Origin of the sequence: Streptomyces sp. NBC_00028, from assembly GCF_045041065.1 — a bacterium.
Taxonomy (GTDB): Bacteria; Actinomycetota; Actinomycetes; order Streptomycetales; family Streptomycetaceae; genus Streptomyces.
In genome coordinates this window covers 7,571,453-7,590,725 of the sequence record NZ_CP108293.1, presented here as the reverse complement: position 1 = coordinate 7,590,725, position 19,273 = coordinate 7,571,453, and the positions used below count along the sequence as shown (strand labels likewise).

19 protein-coding genes are annotated in these 19,273 nt (G+C 70.9%); 10 read left to right on the top strand and 9 right to left on the bottom strand.

The annotated features are described in order from the left end of the window. Nucleotides 1-52 precede the first annotated feature (52 nt). Nucleotides 53-646, bottom strand: a complete 594-nt coding sequence (locus OG885_RS34200; protein ID WP_405738090.1) for a TIGR03086 family metal-binding protein — start codon at nt 644-646, stop codon at nt 53-55. Between the two features lie 134 nt (nt 647-780). On the opposite strand from OG885_RS34200, the gene OG885_RS34195 reads away from it, so the two are divergent. Next, entirely contained in the window at nt 781-2,019 is a 1,239-nt protein-coding gene (locus tag OG885_RS34195) for an MFS transporter (protein WP_405738089.1), read from the top strand. Here the strand turns inward: OG885_RS34195 and OG885_RS34190 are convergent. Both OG885_RS34190 and OG885_RS34185 read right to left on the bottom strand, forming a co-directional pair. Beyond that, entirely contained in the window at nt 1,956-3,179 is a 1,224-nt protein-coding gene (locus tag OG885_RS34190; protein ID WP_405738088.1) for a hypothetical protein, read from the bottom strand. The genes OG885_RS34195 and OG885_RS34190 overlap by 64 nt on opposite strands. After that, entirely contained in the window at nt 3,176-4,120 is a 945-nt protein-coding gene (locus OG885_RS34185) for a 5-dehydro-4-deoxyglucarate dehydratase (protein ID WP_405738087.1), read from the bottom strand. Before OG885_RS34185 ends, OG885_RS34190 begins: the two co-directional genes overlap by 4 nt. 174 nt (nt 4,121-4,294) lie before the next feature. On the opposite strand from OG885_RS34185, the gene OG885_RS34180 reads away from it, so the two are divergent. From OG885_RS34180 to OG885_RS34155, 6 genes are all read left to right on the top strand, one after another. Further along, complete coding sequence (locus OG885_RS34180; protein WP_405738086.1) at nt 4,295-5,104, top strand: NAD-dependent epimerase/dehydratase family protein; 810 nt, start codon at nt 4,295-4,297, stop codon at nt 5,102-5,104. 308 nt (nt 5,105-5,412) lie between these two features. Beyond that, nucleotides 5,413-6,180, top strand: coding sequence for a DeoR/GlpR family DNA-binding transcription regulator (locus tag OG885_RS34175; RefSeq protein WP_405738085.1), 768 nt, complete (start codon nt 5,413-5,415; stop codon nt 6,178-6,180). 104 nt (nt 6,181-6,284) lie between these two features. Continuing rightward, the gene (locus OG885_RS34170) at nt 6,285-7,655 is read left to right on the top strand and encodes an ABC transporter substrate-binding protein (protein WP_405738084.1); all 1,371 of its coding nucleotides are present in this window, start codon (nt 6,285-6,287) and stop codon (nt 7,653-7,655) included. Continuing rightward, nucleotides 7,652-8,590 (top strand): carbohydrate ABC transporter permease, encoded by a 939-nt coding sequence (locus OG885_RS34165; RefSeq protein ID WP_405738083.1) that lies wholly within the window; start codon nt 7,652-7,654, stop codon nt 8,588-8,590. Before OG885_RS34170 ends, OG885_RS34165 begins: the two co-directional genes overlap by 4 nt. Next, nucleotides 8,587-9,423 carry a carbohydrate ABC transporter permease gene (locus OG885_RS34160; RefSeq protein WP_405738082.1) on the top strand — a complete coding sequence of 279 codons (837 nt, stop codon included), beginning with the start codon at nt 8,587-8,589 and terminating at the stop codon, nt 9,421-9,423. The genes OG885_RS34165 and OG885_RS34160 overlap by 4 nt, the downstream gene beginning before the upstream one ends. Next, nucleotides 9,420-10,409 (top strand): zinc-dependent alcohol dehydrogenase family protein, encoded by a 990-nt coding sequence (locus OG885_RS34155; protein ID WP_405738081.1) that lies wholly within the window; start codon nt 9,420-9,422, stop codon nt 10,407-10,409. Before OG885_RS34160 ends, OG885_RS34155 begins: the two co-directional genes overlap by 4 nt. A gap of 12 nt (nt 10,410-10,421) precedes the next feature. Here the strand turns inward: OG885_RS34155 and OG885_RS34150 are convergent, their stop codons facing one another. Together OG885_RS34150 and OG885_RS34145 are read right to left on the bottom strand one after the other, a co-directional pair. Further along, nucleotides 10,422-10,859 carry a nucleoside deaminase gene (locus OG885_RS34150; protein ID WP_405738080.1) on the bottom strand — a complete coding sequence of 146 codons (438 nt, stop codon included), beginning with the start codon at nt 10,857-10,859 and terminating at the stop codon, nt 10,422-10,424. Beyond that, entirely contained in the window at nt 10,856-11,671 is an 816-nt protein-coding gene (locus OG885_RS34145; protein ID WP_405738079.1) for an LLM class flavin-dependent oxidoreductase, read from the bottom strand. The genes OG885_RS34150 and OG885_RS34145 overlap by 4 nt, the downstream gene beginning before the upstream one ends. A 93-nt stretch (nt 11,672-11,764) precedes the next feature. Here OG885_RS34145 and OG885_RS34140 point away from each other — a divergent pair, with 93 nt between their 5' ends. The 3 genes from OG885_RS34140 to OG885_RS34130 all read left to right on the top strand — a co-directional run bounded on the left by OG885_RS34140 (nt 11,765) and on the right by OG885_RS34130 (nt 13,768). Further along, a complete protein-coding gene (locus tag OG885_RS34140) occupies nt 11,765-12,211 on the top strand; it encodes an Lrp/AsnC family transcriptional regulator (RefSeq protein ID WP_405738078.1) in 447 nt (148 codons plus the stop codon). A gap of 54 nt (nt 12,212-12,265) precedes the next feature. Beyond that, a complete protein-coding gene (locus OG885_RS34135) occupies nt 12,266-12,502 on the top strand; it encodes a hypothetical protein (protein WP_405738077.1) in 237 nt (78 codons plus the stop codon). 63 nt (nt 12,503-12,565) lie between these two features. Continuing rightward, entirely contained in the window at nt 12,566-13,768 is a 1,203-nt protein-coding gene (locus OG885_RS34130) for a TerD family protein (protein ID WP_405743001.1), read from the top strand. Nucleotides 13,769-13,877: 109 nt separating this feature from the next. On the opposite strand, the gene OG885_RS34125 is transcribed toward OG885_RS34130, so the two are convergent. The 4 genes from OG885_RS34125 to OG885_RS34110 all read right to left on the bottom strand — a co-directional run bounded on the left by OG885_RS34125 (nt 13,878) and on the right by OG885_RS34110 (nt 19,159). Continuing rightward, entirely contained in the window at nt 13,878-14,897 is a 1,020-nt protein-coding gene (locus OG885_RS34125) for a 1-aminocyclopropane-1-carboxylate deaminase (RefSeq protein WP_405738076.1), read from the bottom strand. An 18-nt stretch (nt 14,898-14,915) separates the two neighbouring features. After that, entirely contained in the window at nt 14,916-15,566 is a 651-nt protein-coding gene (locus tag OG885_RS34120) for a GntR family transcriptional regulator (protein ID WP_405738075.1), read from the bottom strand. Between the two features lie 90 nt (nt 15,567-15,656). After that, the gene (locus OG885_RS34115) at nt 15,657-17,240 is read right to left on the bottom strand and encodes a TROVE domain-containing protein (RefSeq protein ID WP_405738074.1); all 1,584 of its coding nucleotides are present in this window, start codon (nt 17,238-17,240) and stop codon (nt 15,657-15,659) included. A gap of 482 nt (nt 17,241-17,722) precedes the next feature. Further along, on the bottom strand, nt 17,723-19,159 hold the full coding sequence (locus tag OG885_RS34110) for an alkaline phosphatase PhoX (protein ID WP_405738073.1): 1,437 nt from the start codon (nt 19,157-19,159) through the stop codon (nt 17,723-17,725). Nucleotides 19,160-19,273: the final 114 nt, after the last annotated feature.

Here is a 19,273-nt window from a genome sequence, read left to right as displayed (position 1 = left end):
CCCCCGGCGCGGCCCCGACCCACAACGAACCGTCCGCACACAACGCGCAACCTCAGCGCGGCCCCCTCCACCCCGGCTCCCGCCCGCTCAACCCCACCGTCCGCTCCAGCAGCGTCGCACCGTCCGGAACCGAGATCACCGGACCGAAGATGCCACCACCCCGACTGGGGTCCTCCGCGGCGGCAAGGAGAAAGTCGTACGTAGCCTGAAGCGCGGCGGGATCGGGCTCGTAGACCTGACCGGTCGCGACAGCCAGATCCCAACCATGGATCACCAGTTCATCGACCGCGACGGCGCCGCCGACCTCGCCCGGCAGGTCGACACCGCCGGCCCGGGTCATACCGGTCCAGGCGGCCGGGTCGCGCCACGCGTCGGCGAGCTCGGCCAGCACCTTCGGCAGTTCCTCACGCCAGCCAGGGCCGATGTCCGGCAGCGAGGCGGTGGGCGGGGTGTCGGTCGTGGCGCCGAGATCCTTACGGGCGGCGTCACGGAACGCGACCGACAGATGGAGCAGATGGCCCAGGACATGGCGTACCGCGTACTCGGGACACGGCGTCCCGTCCGCCAGCTGCTCGTCGGTCACGGCCTCCGCGAGGCGTGCCACGACACGGGTCTGCGGTCCGAGATCCAGGGGTACGTCGGTCATTCGCTTCTCCTCAGAACGTCGTCTGAGAGGTGGACCGCCGAGGCCCCCAAAACTCATCGCCACCCGCTGATCCCGTTTTTCTAAGGCACCTTCCCCATCCCCCCACCCCCTCCTTAGCCCCACGATCGACAGACATGACACCCCCACCGCTCCCGAACCCCCACCCCCTCCTCCACGACCACAACGCCCGCCTCTACCTCACCGCGGTCATCGTCTCCGGCTTCGGCACCTCAGCCCTCTGGCTGGCATCCGGCGTCTGGGTCAAGGACCTCACCGGCTCGAACGGCCTCGCCGCGCTGTGCATGCTCGCGATGTGGGCCCCCACCCTCGCCGGCCCCGCGCTCGGCACGCTCGCCGACCGCATGCGCCGCAAACCCCTGCTCATCGGCGCGAACCTGCTCCTGGCCGCCCTCCTGCTCACCCTCGCCACCGTGAACTCCCCCGGCGACCTGTGGCTCCTCTTCGCGGTGCTCTTCGTATACGGCGCGACCGGCGTCGTCCACGACGCCGCAGAGTCCGCCCTCGTCACCACGGCAGTCGACCGCACCCTCCTCGGCGACTTCAACGGCCTGCGCATGTCGGCCACGGAGGGCATGAAGCTGCTCGCGCCACTCGCAGGGGCGGGCCTGTACGCGGCGTACGGCGGCCCGGCGGTCGCCGCCCTGGACGCCGCCACCTTCCTGGCCGCCGTAGGCCTGTACACCCGTCTGCGCGTCCACGAGCCCCGCCCAGAACGCTCCACCCTCGCCTGGCGCGCACAGACAACGGAGGGCGCCCGCCACCTCTGGCGGCACCCCCGACTCCGCCCCCTCGTCCTGGCCGGCGGCACCACCATGCTCTGCGCCGGCCTCAACGGCGCGATGATCTACGCCGTCGTCGACGACCTGGGCCGCTCCCCCGCGTACACCGGTGTCCTGTACGCCGTCCAGGGCGCCGGTTCTCTGATGGTCGGCCTGCTCTCCGGCCCCGCGCTGCGGCACCTCGGCGAGCGCCGGTTCGCGGCGTACGGCATCGCGGTGACGGCCGTCGCGGTGGGCCTGCGGGCGATACCGGCCGACCCGCTGGCGCTGGCGTGCAGCGCGGCGATCGGCCTGGGCCTGCCCTGTGTGCTCATCGCCGTGCTCACCGCCGTACAACGGGAGACCCCGGACGCGCTGCTCGGCCGTACCGTCGCCACGGCCAACACCTTGGTGTTCGCGCCGAACGTCCTCGGTCTCGCCGCGGGCGCGGTACTGGTCGAACTGGTCGGCCTACGCCCCCTGTTGCCGATCCTGGGCGCAGTCTGGCTGGCGACCGCCCTGCCGCTGCTTCACACCTCGGCGAGCGCCGACCGCACCGCCTCCAGGTCCGCGTCCGACGCCAACCCGGCGTGATAGAGCCGCAGTTCCGTCGCCCCCAGCTCACGCGCGCGTGCCGCGTCCGTGGCGAGGGTGGCGGGGCTGCCGCCCATGCCGGAGACGACGGTGAAGTTGGCGGCGACGACCGCCCCCCGAGCCCCTCCGGACCCGACGGACTCCCCAGCCCCGCCGAACCCCCCGGCCCCGCCGGCCCCACCGCCCGCTTCCGCGAACGGCGTCAGCAGGCCCGTCCCGCCCGCGCACGGCACGACCACCCCGTCCGCGACGGACAGGATGTGCGCCGGGTCCACGCCGGCGTTGGCGCCGACGTGGTACGACACGGGGTCGGCGTGCAGCAGGATCTGGAAGCCCTCGGGAGCGGCATCGCGCACGGCCGTCACCGCCGCCTCCTGGAGCGTCCGGGCGGTGTCGTCGCGCCACGCGCGCGTGGCCGCCGCCGTCGACGCGCCGAGGAGCTTCTCGACGCCGGTCCAGCCCCCGTCGGAGGGCGCCCCCTGCCACACCGGGGCCAGCGCGGTGCGCACGGCGGCCGCCAGCTCGTCGGCGTCGAGGCCCTGGGCGCCGTAGCCCTCCCGGCAGGTGGGGCAGAAGCAGAGCGCCATCAGGTACAGGCCGGCGTCGCCGAGGCCGATGCCGCCGGTCTTGTCGTGGGCGTGCAGATGCTGGAGGCCGTACCAGCCGAGGGACTCCAGTTCGGTGCCGTGCGCGCCCGGCCGTACCGCCGCCTCGGCGGCCAGGTCGACGAGGTACGCGCGCGTGGCGGGCTGGGCGATGCACGGGGCCCATGGGTAGCGGTCGCCGTAGGCGTTGACGACGGAGGTGCCCGGATGTTCGGCGCCCAGACGGGAGTTGTGCGCGAGGACCACCCAGGTGTGCACGTCCAGGCCTGCGCCGGTGAGCGCGGCGGCGGCCTCGCCGAACGCGTCGCCGGGTGCCCAGTCACCGGCCGCGTAGGGACGCAACTCCCGTCCCTGCCAACGGTCGTCGGTGGGGTAGAGCACGGCCGCGTGCTCGGCGGTGACGATGCGGTGGCGCGGGTGGCGGGGGGTCAGCGCGCGCGTGGAGTGGTAGGCGGAGGCGAGTGTCGCCTGCTGGACGCCGGTGGCCGCGATGGTCGCGGCGGCCCGCGGATCTCCGTTGACGTCCCAGGGGTAGACGAATGTCGACGCCTTCACTTGGTCTCCTCCTTCAGCAGCGCGTACCCGCGTTCGATGATCTGCGCGAGCTGCTTCACATGGTCCTCGGTCGGCTCGTGGAGCGGCGGCCTGACCTCCCCCACGTCGAGGCCGCGCAGCCGGACCCCCGCCTTGACGAGGGCGACCGCGTAACCGCGGCCCTGGGCGCGCAGTTCGACGAAGGGACGGTAGAAGCCGTCGAGCAGACGGTCCACCGTCTCCCGGTCCCCCGTCTCCAGCGCCCCGTGGAAGGCGAGGGCGATCTCGGGCGCGAAGCAGAACACGGCGGAGGAGTACAGGGGCACCCCGACGGCGCGATAGGCGAGCTGGGTCTGCTCGGCGGTCGGCAGGCCGTTGAAGTAGAGGAAGCCGCCCGGGACTTCGCCGCGCACGGCGCTCACGATCCGCTGCATCAGGTCGAGGTCGCCGAGCCCGTCCTTGAGGCCGACGATCCCCGGTGTGCGGGCCAGGTCGACCACGGTCTGAGGGGTGAACACGGCGTTGTCGCGCTGGTAGACGATGACGGGCAGCGCGGTGGCGGCGGCGATCTCCCGGTAATGCCGCAGCAGACCCTCCTGCCCGGCGAGCACCAGGTAGGGCGGCAGGGCGAGCAGCCCGTCCGCGCCGGCCGCCTCCGCGAGCCCGGCGTAGCGCACGGCGAGCGCGGTGCCGTACCCGGCGCCCGCGACGACCGGTACCCGTCCCGCGGTGGCCTCCACGGCGGCCCGGACCACCGTCTCGAACTCCTCGGGCGTGAGCGCGTGGAACTCCCCCGTGCCGCAGGCGGCGAACACGGCGGCGGCGCCCGCCTCGACGCCCTGGCGCACATGCGCGCGGTAGGTGTCGAGGTCGACGGAGCCGTCGGGGCCGTAGGCGGTGACGGGGAAGAACAGCGGCCCGCTGGGGACGCCGAGTCGAGCGGCGAGGTCGGCAGGCGTCACGGGCACTCCCTAGAACGAGTAACGACGGCATGGGAACGACGAACAGCGATGTGCGGGATTCTGATCGAAGTTTACATTTATGAACATGAGGCGCACCACCCTTGACGAGGCCAGGCAATGATCCTTAGCTTGTCCACGAATGTGAATACGGGTCTACTCCAAGGAGAACCGAGCATGCCAGCGCCCCGCACCGTTCTGCTCACAGGCGCCGCCGGCGGCCTCGGCACCCTGATGCGGGAACTGCTCCCCTCCTACGGCTACGAACTGCGTCTGCTCGACCTGCTGCCGATCGAGGGCGAGCCGGACGCGATCGTCGCGGACCTCGCCGACAAGGAAGCCGTGCGCGAGGCCGTGCGGGGCGTCGACGCGATCATCCATCTCGCGGGCATCTCTCTGGAAGCGTCCTTCGACAAGATCCTGAAGGCGAACATCGAGGGGACGTACAACCTCTACGAGGCCGCCCGCGAGGAGGGCGTCCCGCGGATCGTCTTCGCCTCCTCCAACCACGCGGTGGGCTTCACCCCGCGCCCCGAGGGCGACGCCCCGCTCATCCCGATCGACACCCCGCACCGCCCGGACACCTTCTACGGCCTGTCCAAGTCCTTCGGCGAGGACCTCGCCCAGCTCTACTGGGACAAGTACGGCCTGGAGACGGTCTCGGTCCGCATCGGCTCCTGCTTCGCCGAGCCCACCAGCGTCCGCATGCTCTCGGTCTGGATGAGCCCCGCCGACGGCGCCCGCCTCCTGCACGCGGCGCTGACCGCCGAGGACGTCCGGCACACCGTCGTCTACGGCTCCTCCGCCAACACCCGCCTGTGGTGGGACCTGACGACCGCCCGCTCCCTCGGCTACGCCCCCCAGGACGACTCCGAGCCCTACGCCGAGAAGCTGATCGCCGAACAGGGCGACCTGGACCCGGACAACATCGCCCACACCTACCTTGGCGGCCACTTCGTGAGCGACCCGCCGATCTGGCCGTACTAGTTTGTCTTGATCACACGACGGACGGGCACCGAACGGGCCCGTCCGCAGTGCTTTACGGGCACAGGTGGCGCACCTGGACAGTGGCGCGCCAGCGCCACTCCAGGGGCGCGGGGAACTGCGCGACCAGCCCAAACGCACCCGCAGCCGCCACCCAACCGCACTCCCCGAGCTCCCGGGCGCCGCCTGCCCGAACGGGCACACCCGGTCACTATCCCTCCTGCAACAGGCCTGGTCACCGCCTCCCACCCGCTGTAGAACTTCCTGCAGACGGCCCGAACGGGCAGCGCACCAGGAAGGCGGGTGACCTCATGACCAGCGCCGCGGAAGAACGCCAGCGGGAAATCGTCCAGGCCGCCCGCAGGGCCGGCGTCGTGGACGTCAACGCCCTCGCCGTCCAACTCGGCGTCGCGAAGGAAACCGTCCGCCGAGACCTCCGCGCCCTGGAGGACCACGGCCTCGTCCGCCGCACCCACGGCGGCGCCTACCCCGTCGAGAGCGCCGGCTTCGAGACGACGCTCGCCTTCCGCGCCACCAGCCACGTCCCCGAGAAGCGCCGGATCGCCACCGCCGCGGCCGAGCTGCTCGGCGACGCCGAGACCGTCTTCGTCGACGAGGGCTTCACCCCGCAGCTCATCGCCGAGGCCCTGCCCAGGGACCGCCCGCTGACCGTGGTCACCGCGTCCCTCCCCGTGGCCGGCGCGCTGGCCGAGGCGGAGCACACCTCCGTCCTGCTCCTCGGCGGCCGGGTCCGCCCCGGCACGCTGGCCACCGTGGACCACTGGACGACGAAGATGCTCGCCGGCTTCGTCGTCGATCTCGCCTACATCGGCGCCAACGGCATCTCCCGCGAACACGGCCTCACCACCCCCGACCCGGCCGTCAGCGAGGTCAAGGCGCAGGCCATCAGGGCCGCCCGCCGCACGGTGTTCGCGGGCGTCCACACCAAGTTCGGGGCGGTCAGCTTCTGCCGGTTCGCCGAGATCGGCGCACTGGAGGCGATCGTCACCAGCACGCTGCTGCCGTCGGCGGAGGCCCACCGCTACTCCCTGCTCGGGCCACAAGTCATCCGCGTCTGAGAAACAACCTGAAGCAACCCGAAACACACCGAAACACCCCTCCTCCCGGGGCACCCCCATGCCCCACCGCGCCCTTTATCTCCCCATATCTTCAGGAGCGATCCATGCGCACCCCGAGCCGACGACGGCCACCGCGAGCCACGCTCGCCCTGGCCGCCGCAGGGACGCTGCTCGCCCCGCTGCTCTCCGGCTGTTGGGCCGGGGCGGGCGGGTCCGGTTCCGGCGGCGACTCCATCAACGTCCTGATGGTCAACAACCCCCAGATGACCGAGCTGCAGAAGCTCGCCCCCCGTTTCACCGAGGAGACCGGCATCAAGGTCAACTTCACCGTGCTGCCGGAGAACGACGTCCGCGACAAGATCAGCCAGGACTTCGCCAACCAGGCCGGCCAGTACGACGTGGCGACCCTGTCCAACTACGAGATACCGATCTACGCCCGCAACGGCTGGCTGCACGAGATGGACTCCTACGTCGCCAAGGACCCGGCCTACGACGAACAGGACGTCCTCAAGCCGATGCGCGAGTCCCTGACCGGCGACGACGGCAAGCTCTACGGCCAGCCCTTCTACGGCGAGTCGTCCTTCCTGATGTACCGCAAGGACGTGTTCGCCGCGAAGGGCCTGACGATGCCCCCGCATCCCACCTGGACCCAGGTCGCCGACCTGGCCGCGAAGGCGGACGGCGCCGAGCCCGGCATGAAGGGCATCTGCCTGCGCGGACTGCCCGGTTGGGGCGAGGTGATGGCGCCGCTGACGACCGTCGTGAACACCTTCGGCGGCACCTGGTTCGACAAGGACTGGAAGGCCCGGCTCGACTCCCCCGAGTGGGAGAAGGCGGCGAAGTTCTATGTCGACCTGGTCCGTGACCACGGCGAGTCCGGCGCGGCCCAGTCCGGCTTCGCCGAGTGCCTGAACAACATGACCCAGGGCAAGGTCGCCATGTGGTACGACGCCACGAGCGCCGCCGGTTCCCTGGAGGCGAAGGGCTCCCCCGTCAAGGGCAAGGTCGGCTACGCCCCGGCCCCGGTCGAGAAGACGGACTCCTCCGGCTGGCTCTACACCTGGGCCTGGGGCATCCAGGACGCCTCCCGCAACCCCGACAAGGCCTGGAAGTTCGTCTCCTGGGCCTCCGGCAAGCAGTACGAGGAACTCGTCGGCGACGAGATCGGCTGGTCCAACGTCCCGGCCGGCAAGCGCGCCTCGACGTACACGAACGCCGCGTACCGCCAAGAGGCCGCCGCCTTCCAGGAGATGACCAAGGAGGCCATCGAGGGCGCCCGGCCCACCGACCCGGGGGTGCAGCCGCGCCCCGCGCCCGGCATCCAGTTCGTCGGCATCCCCGAGTTCACCGATCTCGGCACCAAGGTCTCCCAGGAGATCAGCGCGGCCATCGCCGGACGCCAGTCCGTCGAGTCGGCGCTGAGCAAGTCCCAGCGGCTCGCCGAGAAGATCTCCGAGGAGTACGAGGGACGATGACCGCGACGACCACGGCCCCCCTGGCCACCACACCCGTACCGACCACGCGCCAACCGTCGGCCCGGCTGCGCGCCTGGGCCACCCGGGCCCCGCTCCTCCCCGCCCTCATCTTCATGATCGCGGTCACCCAACTGCCCTTCGTGGCCACGCTGGTGATCTCGTTCTTCGACTGGAACGCGCTCTACCCGAAGGCCCGCCACTTCACGGGCGTCGACAACTACCAGGAGGTCCTCACCGATGCCGACCTGCGCCACTCGGTGTGGACGACGATCCTGCTGACCGTGGCCGTGGTCCTGGCCAGCCTGGTCCTCGGCCTGGTGCTCGCGCTGCTCCTCGACCGGAGGTTCCGGGGACGGAGAGTGGTCCGCACCCTGCTCATCGCCCCGTTCCTGGTGGTCCCGGTGGCGGCGGCGCTGCTGTGGAAGCACGTCCTCTACAACCCCGAATACGGCCTGCTGAACGGCCTGTTGCACTACGTGGGCGGCCCGCAGCCGGACTGGATCTCCAACACCCCGCTCCTCGCGGTGGAGGCGTCGCTGGTCTGGCAGTGGACCCCGTTCATGATGCTGATCCTGCTGGCGGGCCTGCAGAGCCGTGACCCCCAGCAGCTGGAGGCGGCGAGGGTGGACGGCGCGAGCGACTGGCAGATCTTCCGCCACCTCACACTCCCGCACCTGCGCCGCTACCTGGAACTGGGCGCCCTGCTGGGCTCGATCTACATCGTCCAGAACTTCGACGCGGTCTTCACCATCACCTCGGGCGGCCTGGGCACGGCGAACCTGCCGTACACCGTCTACCAGAGCTTCTACCAGGCCCATGAGAACGGCCTCGCCTCGGCCGCGGGCGTCCTGGTCGTCATCGGCTCGATCATCATCGCGACCTTCGCCCTGCGGGTCGTCTCGTCTCTGTTCCGCGAGGAGGTGGGCCGGGCATGAGCGCGACCACTGTGAAACGCAAGGGACTTGGCCTCGGAGTGACGGCCTGGCTGCTGGGGATCCTCTTCTTCCTCCCCATCGCCTGGATGGCCCTGACGTCCTTCCACTCGGAGCAGGACGCGGCCACCAACCCGCCGTCCTTCGGCGCCGCCCTCACCCTGGACGGCTACCGCGAGTTCTTCGGCACGGGCGGCGGCGCGAGCCCCTGGCCCGCTCTGATCAACTCGACGGTCGCGTCGGTGAGTTCGACACTCTTCGTCCTTCTCCTGGCGCTCCCCGCGGCCTACGCCCTGTCCGTCAACCGGGTCCGGAAGTGGACGGACGTGCTGTTCTTCTTCCTGTCGACGAAGATGCTCCCGGTGGTGGCGGGCCTGCTCCCGATCTACCTCTTCGCCAAGAACACCGACATGCTCGACAACATCTGGCTGTTGGTCATCCTCTACACCTCCATGAACCTGCCGATCGCGGTGTGGATGATGCAGTCGTTCCTGGCCGAGGTCCCGGTCGCGATCATCGAGGCGGCGAGGGTGGACGGCGCACGCCTCCCGACGATCCTCGCGCGCGTCGTGGCCCCGATAGCCCTTCCCGGCATAGCGGCGACCTCGCTGATCTGCTTCATCTTCAGCTGGAACGAGCTGCTGTTCGCCCGGGTCCTGACGGGCGTGGTCGCCGAGACCGCCCCCGTCTTCCTGACCGGCTTCATCACCAGCCAGGGCCTGTTCCTGGCGAAGGTGTGCGCCGCGTCGCTCGTCATCTCCCTGCCGGTGCTCGCCGCGGGGTTCGCCGCCCAGGACAAGCTGGTCCAGGGCCTGTCGTTGGGAGCAGTGAAATGAAGGCCGCCGTCATCGAGTCCGTGGGCAGGGCCGTCGTAGCCGAGGTCCCGGACCCGACGCCGGGCCCCCGGGACGTGGTGGTCGAGGTGGCGGCCTGCGGGCTGTGCGGCACGGACCTCCACATCCTCCAGGGCGAGTTCGCCCCGAAGCTGCCGATCGTGCCGGGCCACGAGTTCGCGGGCGCGGTGGTCGGGGTGGGCACCCAGGTCACGGAGGTGTCCGTGGGCGACCGGGTCGCGGTCGACCCCTCCCTCTACTGCCACGAGTGCCGCTACTGCCGTACTGGCCACAACAACCTCTGCGAACGCTGGGCGGCGATCGGCGTGACCACGGCGGGCGGCGCCGCCCAGTACGCGGTGGCCCCCGTCGCGAACTGCGTACGCCTCCCCGACCACGTCCGCACCCAGGACGCGGCCCTGGTGGAGCCCCTGTCGTGCGCGGTACGCGGCTACGACGTCCTCCAGTCCCGGCTCGGCGCCCATGTCCTCGTCTACGGCTCCGGCACGATGGGCCTGATGATGCTGGAGCTGGCCAAGCGCACGGGTGCGGCCAGCGTGGACGTGGTCGACGTCAACCCGGCCCGGCTGGAGACCGCGCGCCGGCTCGGCGTCTCGGCCTGTGCCGCGAACCCGGACGAGCTGGACCGCCCCCAGGGCTGGGACCTGGTGGTCGACGCCACCGGCAACGCGGCGGCCATCCAGGACGGCCTGGACCGGGTGGCGAAGGCCGGCACCTTCCTCCAGTTCGGCGTCGCGGACTACGCAACGAAGGTCACGATCGACCCGTACCGCATCTACAACCAGGAGATCACCATCACCGGCTCCATGGCGGTCCTGCACAGCTTCGAACGGGCGGCGGAGCTGTTCGCGAACGGGGTGCTGGACCCGGACGTGTTCATCAGCGACCGCATCCCGCTGGAGCGGTACCCGCAGGCGTTGGAGCAGTTCGCGGCGGGCGTGGGACGGAAGATCGTCGTGGTGCCGTGACCCGTACCGCTCTCAACTCGGCCGGTAGTAGCCCTCGATGGGGACGCGTGCCTCCTCGAACAGGGCCGGGCCGTCCTGCGGGACGGTCGGCCACGCGCCCGACCGCGGGTTGAGCGCGACGAGTTGCTCGGTGGTGAGCGCGAAGACGACCCGGCCGATGCCGGAGCGGACGATGCCGCCCGTGCACATCCCGCACGGCTGGCAACTGGTGTACAGGGTGGTGCCCGCGGCCGTCTCCGGGGCGAGTTCGCGGGCCGCCCAGCGGGCCAGCTTGAGTTCCGGGTGGGCCGTGATGTCGTCGTCGCGCCGCACCGTGTTGTGGGCCTCGGCGAGGACCGTGCCGTCCGGGCCGGTCAGCAGGGACCCGTACGGTGCGTCGCCCTCGGCGACGGCCCGCGCCGCGATATCGATCGCTCGGCGCAGAAACGCCTCGTCGACGGTGCTGATCACGATGCGGTCCTCCAGCGGTCGGCCACCTCGGCGAGCGCCCGCCAGGCCGCGTGCGGCCGAAGGGTCTCCTCCGGGTCGCCCTGATAGGGATCGAGTACGACGGTGCCGGCGCCCAGTAGGCGAAGCCGTTCGAGGTCGTCGAGGATCTGCTCGACGGTGCCGACGCCGGCCGGCCGTTGCGGATCGTCGACGGGGGTGCCGGTCAGCCGCAGGGAGATGCGGGGCTCGAACCCCGGCAGCGCGTGCCCTGCCAGGATCTCGCCCATCCGGGCCAGGGAGAGCCGCAGCGGATGCCAGGCGTCCCCGAACCGGGCGGCCCGGCGCAGGGCCGCCGCGCTGTGGCCGCCGACCCAGACCGGGATCGAGCCACCCTCCTGGTCATCGGTGCGCCAGGCGTCGCGCAGGGTGGCCAGATACTCGTCGGTCAGCCGGCCGCGCTCGGCGAACGGCACCCCCAACGCGTCGAACTCCTGCCGGGCCCAGCCGACCCCGACACCGAGCACCAGGCGGCCCTCGCTGAGCCGGTCGAGGTTGGCGGCCATCCGCGCCACCAGCAGCGGATGCCGGTACGGCAGGATCAGCACGGTCGTGCCCAGCCGCACCCTGGTGGTGACCCCGGCCAGCCAGGACAGCGTGGTGAACGGCTCGTGGAAGGGCTCCGGATAGCGCTCGGCCACGTCCGGGGTGACGACCACGTGGTCCGACACCATGAGCAGGTCGTAGCCCAACCCCTCCGTGACCCGCGCCCAGTCGCGCAGCACGCCGGGGTCGGTACCGGGGCCGAAGTTCGGTACGTTGACGCCTAGTTGCATGACCCGAGGTTATGTCGGCGATCACGGTGTACGGAACAGAATCTTCCCGGCGTCGGCGGCGTTCTTCCGTGATTCTGCCGGTAGAGTCGCGCGATGACCGTGAATCTGGACGACACCGACTGGGCGATCATCGAGGAGCTCCAACGGGAGGCCCGCGTCTCGCTCAGCGAGCTGGGGCGACGGGTGAACCTCAGTCCGTCGGCCACCACGGAACGGGTGCGGAACCTGGAGTCGCTCGGTGTCATCACCGGCTATCACGCCGTCGTGGACCTGGCCAAGGTCGGCTACGCCGTGCTCGCCGTCGTCCGGCTGAAGTACCCGGGCAACCGGCATGAACCTCTGCGCCGGCTGCTCGCCGAGCGGCGGCAGATCCTGGAGTGCCTGCGCACCACCGGCGACGACTGCTACACGCTGAAGGTGGCCGCGAGCTCCATGGAGCAGTTGGAGGAGCTCATGGACGAGCTCGCGGGCTTCGGCAGCACGACCACGAACGTGGTCTACAGCCAGACGCTGCCCTACCGGGGGCCCGACCGACCCTGAGGGGCTCAGAAAAAGCGGTGGGCCCGGCCCTCGACCGGCCCCTACCATCCGCCCATGCCCAGCCCACACGGCTTCCGCTACGAAGCCCATGCCGACTACACCGTCCACATCACCCACCACCACCGCCCCGCGACCACCCTCCACGGCCCCCGGGCCGCCCAGTTCCTCGCCGAGGTCGAGGCCTCCGCCGACCCCCAGCTCGTCATGGCCCGCTGGACCGGAAACTACAAGCGCGGCAACGAACGCACGGCCCGGAACCACCCCCGCAACCGCGGCACATCACCCCGCTGATCCGAACGGTCGCGGGTAAGGGAACGGTAAAGCGGGCTGGATCGTTCACCGGTCATGACAGCTATGACCCCCGGCTCGAACATCCCTCTCCCCACCGCGCGCGTGACGGTGGACGTCGCCGCCCCGGTGCGGCTCGACGTATCGGGCCTGCTGCTCACCGCCGACGGCAAGGTGCGCTCCGACGACGACTTCATCTTCTACAACCAGCCCAACGGGCCGGGCGTGACCTACCGCTCCGGCGGCGGCGCGGCCCCCGACGCGATCGTCGTGGACACCGCCGCCCTCCCGCCGGGCATCGAGAAGATCGTCGTCACGGCCAGTCCGGACGCCGCCGGCCAGACCTTCCAGGGCATCGAACCGACGGCGACGATCCGCGGCGCCGACGACAACTCCGTCCTGGCCACCTTCACGCCCCCGCAGCTCGGCAGCGAGACGGCCCTGGTGGTCGTGGAGATCTATCTGCGCAACGGCGCCTGGAAGGCCCGCGCGGTCGGCCAGGGCTATGCCAACGGCCTGGCCGGCATCGCCACCGACTTCGGTGTGTCGGTCGAGGAGCCGGCCCCGGCCCCGGTGGCCCCGCCCCAGCCGGTCGCCCCGCCGCAGCCCACGATCCAGACGCCGGTCACCCCGCCGGCCCCGCCGATGAGCACGCCGGCTCCCCCGCCGCCCGCGCACGCGCCGGGCACCGGGAAGATCAACCTGGACAAGGGCCGCGTCAGCCTCCAGAAGAACCAGACCGTGTCCCTGGTCAAGGGCGGCCGCCCGCTGCTCTCCCAGGTCAAGATGGGCCTGGGCTGGGAGCCCGCCTACCGCGGCAAGGACATCGACCTGGACGCCTCGGTCATCGCCTACGGCCCGCAGCGCAACCACATCGACAGCTGCTACTTCGGCAAGCTGTCGATCGTGGGCGGCGCGATCAAGCACTCCGGCGACAACCTCACCGGCGAGGGCGGTGGCGACGACGAGGTCATCGTCGTCGACCTCGGCCGCCTCCCGCAGGACGTCACCGGCCTGGTCTTCACGGTGAACTCGTTCTCCGGCCAGAAGTTCACCGAGGTCGCCAAGGCCTACTGCCGCCTCCTCGACGCCGCCACCGGGGAGGAACTGGTCCGCTTCGACCTCACCAACGCCGAAGCCCAGACCGGCGTGATGATGGCCAAGCTGATCAAGCAGTTCTCCGGTGAGTGGGAGATGACGGCGCTGGGCGACTTCGTGAAGTCCCGCACGGTGAGGGGAATGGTGAAGCCGGCGGCGCAGGCCCTCTAGTCGGCCCAGCTGCGGGCAGTCGTGCCGCTGGGGCGGCACGGGTGGGCGCGGCGGCACCCCGCTACGCCGGGTTGCGGCGCCCACCCCCGCCGAGCAGTGACGCCGGGGCCTACGAAAACAGCGCGCTGTACGCGTTCAACGCCGGCTGCCCGCCCAGGTGCGCGTACAGCACCGTCGACTCCCGCCCGATCTCCTCGCGCTCGACGAGATCGATCATCCCGGCCATCGACTTCCCCTCGTAGACGGGGTCGGTGACCATCCCCTCGGTCCGGGCGGCGAGCCGCATCGCCGCGAGGGTGGTCTCGTCGGGGATGCCGTAGACCCCGGCGTGATACCGATCGTCCAGCTCGACGTCGGCCAGGGTCAGCTCCCGCTCGACGCCGATGAGCCGGCCGGTTCCCTGCGCGATCCGGGCGATCTGCTCACGTGTCGCGGCGGGCTTCGCCGACGCGTCCACCCCCAGCACCCGCCGCGGCCGGCCCCCCGCCTCCTCCAGCGCCGCGAACCCGGCGACCATGCCCGCCTGCGTGGACCCGGTCACCGAGCACACCACGACGGTGTCGAAGAAGACCCCCAACTCCCGCTCCTGCTCGGCGACTTCGTACGCCCACCCGGCGAAGCCGAGTCCGCCGAGCGGATGGTCGGAGGCCCCGGCGGGGATGGCGTACGGCTTCCCGCCCGACTCCTCCACCTCCCGCAGCGCCTGCTCCCAGCTCTCCTTGAACCCGATCCCGAACCCGGCCCTCACCAGCCGGACATCGGCTCCGGCGAGCCGGCTGATCAGGATGTTGCCGACCTTGTCGTACACGGCGTCGGGCCAGTCCACCCAACTCTCCTGCACCAGAACGCACTTCAGTCCGGCACGGGCGGCGACGGCCGCGACCTGACGGGTGTGGTTGGACTGGACGCCCCCGATGGAGACGAGGGTGTCGCAGCCCTGCGCGAGGGCGTCGGCGACCAGGTACTCCAGCTTGCGGGTCTTGTTGCCGCCGTACGCGATACCGGAGTTGCAGTCCTCCCGCTTGGCCCACAGGGACGCACCGCCGAGGTGGGCGGTGAGGCGCTCCAGCGGATGCACCGGCGAGGGGCCGAAGAGGAGGGGGTAACGCTCGTACGAGGAAAGGGACATGGGGAGCCTCCTGGGTGCTCAGGGAACGTCGTCGGCGAGATCGGCCAGGCCCCGCCAGATCTCCGCGGTGACCTCGACCGCGCCGGTCACGTCACCGGCCGTACAGGCCTCGATGAGCCGCTCGTGCAGCCCGGCGGAGCGGCAGTTGCCGCCCTCGCCGAAGCGACGGCGTTCCAGCCTGCGGATGAGGGGCGTGTAGCGGACGACGGTGGCGGCCGCGGCGCGGTTGCCGCTGACGCGGACGAGGACGTCGTGGAGTTCGTCGTCGGCACGGAGCGCGGAGTCCACGTCACCGGCGCGGACAGCCGCGGCGAACCGTTCGTTGGCCGCGCGCATCGCCTCGATGTCCGCGGCGAACAGCCGGGGCACGGCGACCCGGGTGACCAGCTCGTGCAGGGCGCCGACGACCGCGGCGGCGTCCCGTACGTCCGCCGCCACGACCGGAGTCACCCGCGTGTAGCTCTGCGGCTTGCTCTCCAGCAGCCCCTCGTCGACGAGCCGCGAGAACGCCTCGCGCACCGGCGCCCGGGACAGCCCGAGCCGTTCGGCGAGATCGGCGTCCCGCACGACCGCGCCGGGCTCCAGCTCCCCGGACACGATGGCGTCCCTGATGGCTGCGTAGGCGCGGTCCCTGAGCAGGGTGCGGGTTACGGGTCGTATGGCCTCCACAACTGAAATGTTAGATGTCAGTCAAGGACGAGGACAAGGGTGTGGCCCGCACCCCCGTGAGGTGCGGGCCACATACGCGGACCGGGCCGGTCAGGCCGCGGCCCACGGCCAGTCGGCGTCCCTGGCGCTCTCCAGCAGCGGAACCATCCGGAACGCCGCGTCCGACAGACCCCCGAAGGTGTGCCGGTTCGCCTTGCCGGAGGGGCCGTGGCCCGCCCGGTACCCGGCGAGGTTCCAGGTGTAGACCGGCACATCGGCGGGGACCTGCTCGGTCGGGTCGCCGTAGTGGCTGAACGCGTACTGCTCGTCGGTGACGATCAGTACCCGGTCGTGCTTCCGGTAGTGCCGGCGCACCGCACCCGTGGTGTCGGTGCCGCCCAGGTTGCCGAAGCGCTCCAGGATCCTCAGCACCGACTCACCCTTGCGGTACGCGACCTCCGCACTGGTGGTCCCGAACTGCACCAGGTCCGCGTCCTCGGCGCGCAGCGCGAGCGCCGTGCCGAAGATCGCCGCCGCGTCGGCCCGGTTGAGCTGCGAGCGGCCGGACAGGGGACCCCACATCGAGCCCGAGCGGTCGACCAGGACGAGCGTCCGGCCGGGCAGCGCGGGCACGTTGGCCAGCGAGTGGCCGAGCGCCTGCTCCAGCGGGTACGCCCAGCGCAGCGACGGCGCGTGCTGGTACGCGGCGAGGTACCGGAACGGGAACTGCCGCGACCGCGCGACCTCCGCCGGGTCACTGATCCGGGCCGCGACCTGGGCCGCGACCTCGTCGGAGACACCGGCCTGGTCGAAATTCCGCAGATTCCGTACGAGCGCCATCGCACCCATGGACGGAATGACCGCCTCCCAGGCCGCCTTGTCCATCGGCCCCTGGAGCCACCCGGCCAGCGCCTCCCAGGTCATCCCGGCCGCGGCGAGCCGCTCGGCGCCGTCCTCGGAGGTGACGACCGCGCGCCGCTCCTCGACCGGCAGTGCCATCAGCTCGCGATGCGCGACCAGCGTCCGGTTCGACGCGGGCGGCACGGCCGTGTCCGGGTTGTGCCGGCGGTCGAGGGCGTACTGGAACAGCTCGCCCTGCCATACCTTGTCCGGGTCGGGCGCCGCGTGCACCAGGTTGAGGATGTCGCCGAAGCGGTAGCCCTTGGCCGCGGTGTCGTACTTCAGCAGGGACTTTCCGCTGTAGAGCCGCCGTACGGCGTCGGCGACTCCGCGCTTGACGGGCTTGGGCACATTACGGCCGTAGGTCGCCGTCCAGTACGCGAGCAGCTCGCCGGGCTCGTCCGGACGCCGGAGCACGGAGTCGACGACCTGCCGGTTCGAGGGGCCGCCGGTGGCGCCCGCGTCGAGGCGTGCCTTCACGTACTCGGCGGCGCCGACGACGGAGGCGGTACGGAGGTTGCCCTCACCGCGCAGCCAGCCGAGCAGCCCGGCCGTCCACTCCGGATCGGTGACGGCGAGCTCCCGCACCAGCTTGGCGAACCGGTCGTCACGGTCGGCGCCGGTCTCGTAGAAGGTGTTCTGCGACACGAAGTTGGCGATGGCGAGCAGAAAGAGCTCGGAGCGCGGGTCCCGCTCGCGGCCTCGGCCGCCCTGGAAGGTACGGAGTATGCGGCCCGTCGAGGTGACGCGAGAGGTGGGCTGCGCCTTGGCGGAACGCTTGTTGAATCGCGACATGCTGAATTCCCCCGAATTCACTGAAGGTTTCGGAGGGAGGCGCGGCAGAAGGAGGGTGCCCGAGATCAGAAGTCGGCGACGGAACCAAGTCAGATGCTCTATCCATTGAGCTACACCGACCCTGAGTCGATGACGGGATTCGAACCCGCGACCTTCTGATCCAATGAAGTAGCCGTTGCCTGCACACCGGGCACCCACCATGAGCTGCGCCTCCCGAGATCAAGTCGGCAGCGGCATGGGAATCTTTTTGGAGAAGAAGTAGCCGCGGCCCGCGCACCGGGAGGTGCATGAAGTTGTGGTGTCCAGAGTTCAGGCCGGCGGAACCGACATTAGGTGCTCTGCCTCTGAGCTACACCGGCGTGTTGTACCGGAGGCGGGATTCGAACCCGCGGCCTCCCCGTTATCAGCGGAAGTAGGTCCTGCCTTCGCACCTGGACAGGCATTACTTTAGGAGGAGGGCCGCGGGGTGGTCGAACGAATTATCAGCCGCGCTTCTGCCGCTTCCACGGCCCGGTGATGGCGAGCATGATGCCCGGCGTCTGGATGTTGGCGAAGAGGGTCTTTCCGTCGCAGGAGAAGGTGACGCCGGTGAACTCGCTGTACTCGGGGGCGTCTTCGGTGCCGATGTTCAGTTCGTTGCGGGCGATCGGGTAGGTCTTTCCGCTGTCGGTCGCGCCGAAGAGGTGCTGGACGCCCTCGCCGTCCTCGGCGATGACGAGGCCGCCGTACGGGGAGACGGTGATGTTGTCGGGGCCGTCGAAGGCGCCGTCGACGGACGGGTCGGGGTTGACGCCGAGGAGGACCTTCAGAGTCAGCGTGCGGCGCTTGGGGTCGTAGAACCAGACCTGGCCGTCGTGCTGGACGGGGCTCTCCGTGCGGGCGTAGGAGGAGACGATGTAGGCGCCGCCGTCGCCCCACCACATGCCCTCCAGCTTGCGGGCGCGGGTGACCTGGCCGTCGGTGAACTGCTTGCGCACGGCCACCGTCTTGGCGTCGCGGTCGGGGACGGCGACCCAGTCGACGCCGTAGACGGTGCCGATCTTCGTGGCGCGGGAGAGGTCGTCGACGAACTGGCCGCCGGAGTCGAAGCACTTGAAGGCCTCGAAGACACCGGCGTCGTCGGCGAGCGTACGGAGCTTGCCGCGGCCGTGCTCGAAGCCCTTGGGCGGGGTCCAACGGAAGAGGAGGCCGTTGGGCGAGGCCGCGTCCTCGGTGAGGTAGGCGTGGCCGCGCTTGGGGTCGATGACGACGGCCTCGTGGGCGTAGCGGCCGAAGAACTTCAGGGGCTTGGGGTCGCGGTTGGCACGGCGGTCGCTCGGGTCGACCTCGAAGACATAGCCGTGGTCCTTGGTCATGCCGTTGGACCCGGCCTTGTCCTCGTTCTCCTCGCAGGTGAGCCAGGTGCCCCAAGGGGTGCGGCCGCCCGCGCAGTTGGTGGAGGTGCCGGCGATGCCGACCCACTCGGCGACGCGTCCGTCGGGGCGGACCTCGACGACGGTGCAGCCGCCGGACGCGGCCGGGTCGTAGACCAGGCCCTCGGTGAGCGGGACGGGGTACTTCCAGTTGGCGCGCGGGCCCTTCAGCTCGTGGTTGTTGACGAGGAGGGTGGTGCCGCGGGGGCCGTCGAAGGTGGCGGTGCCGTCGTGGTTGGACGGGGTGATCTCGCCCGACTCCAGCGTGGTCTTTCCGCTGTAGGTGATGACGCGGTACTTGAACCCGGCGGGCAGCGCGAGGATGCCGTCGGGGTCGGCGATCAGGGGTCCGTAGCCGACTCCGCCGTGAGCGTCCGCCTCGCTCCCGGTGTCGGTGGACGCGAGGGCCTGCGGCGCGGTGGCGAGGGCGCCGACGCTGCCGGCCAGCGCGACACCGGCACCGGTGATCGCGGAGTTTCTGGCGAAGTCCCTGCGGGTGAGCGACATGGTGTCTCCTGTGTGGCGAGGGGTGTGCCGTGGAGGGTGGGGGACCTCGGGTCGGCGTCACCGTTTCGCCCACGCCTGAACGGGAGTTGAACACCGGGCGACGTCCGTAGGTTC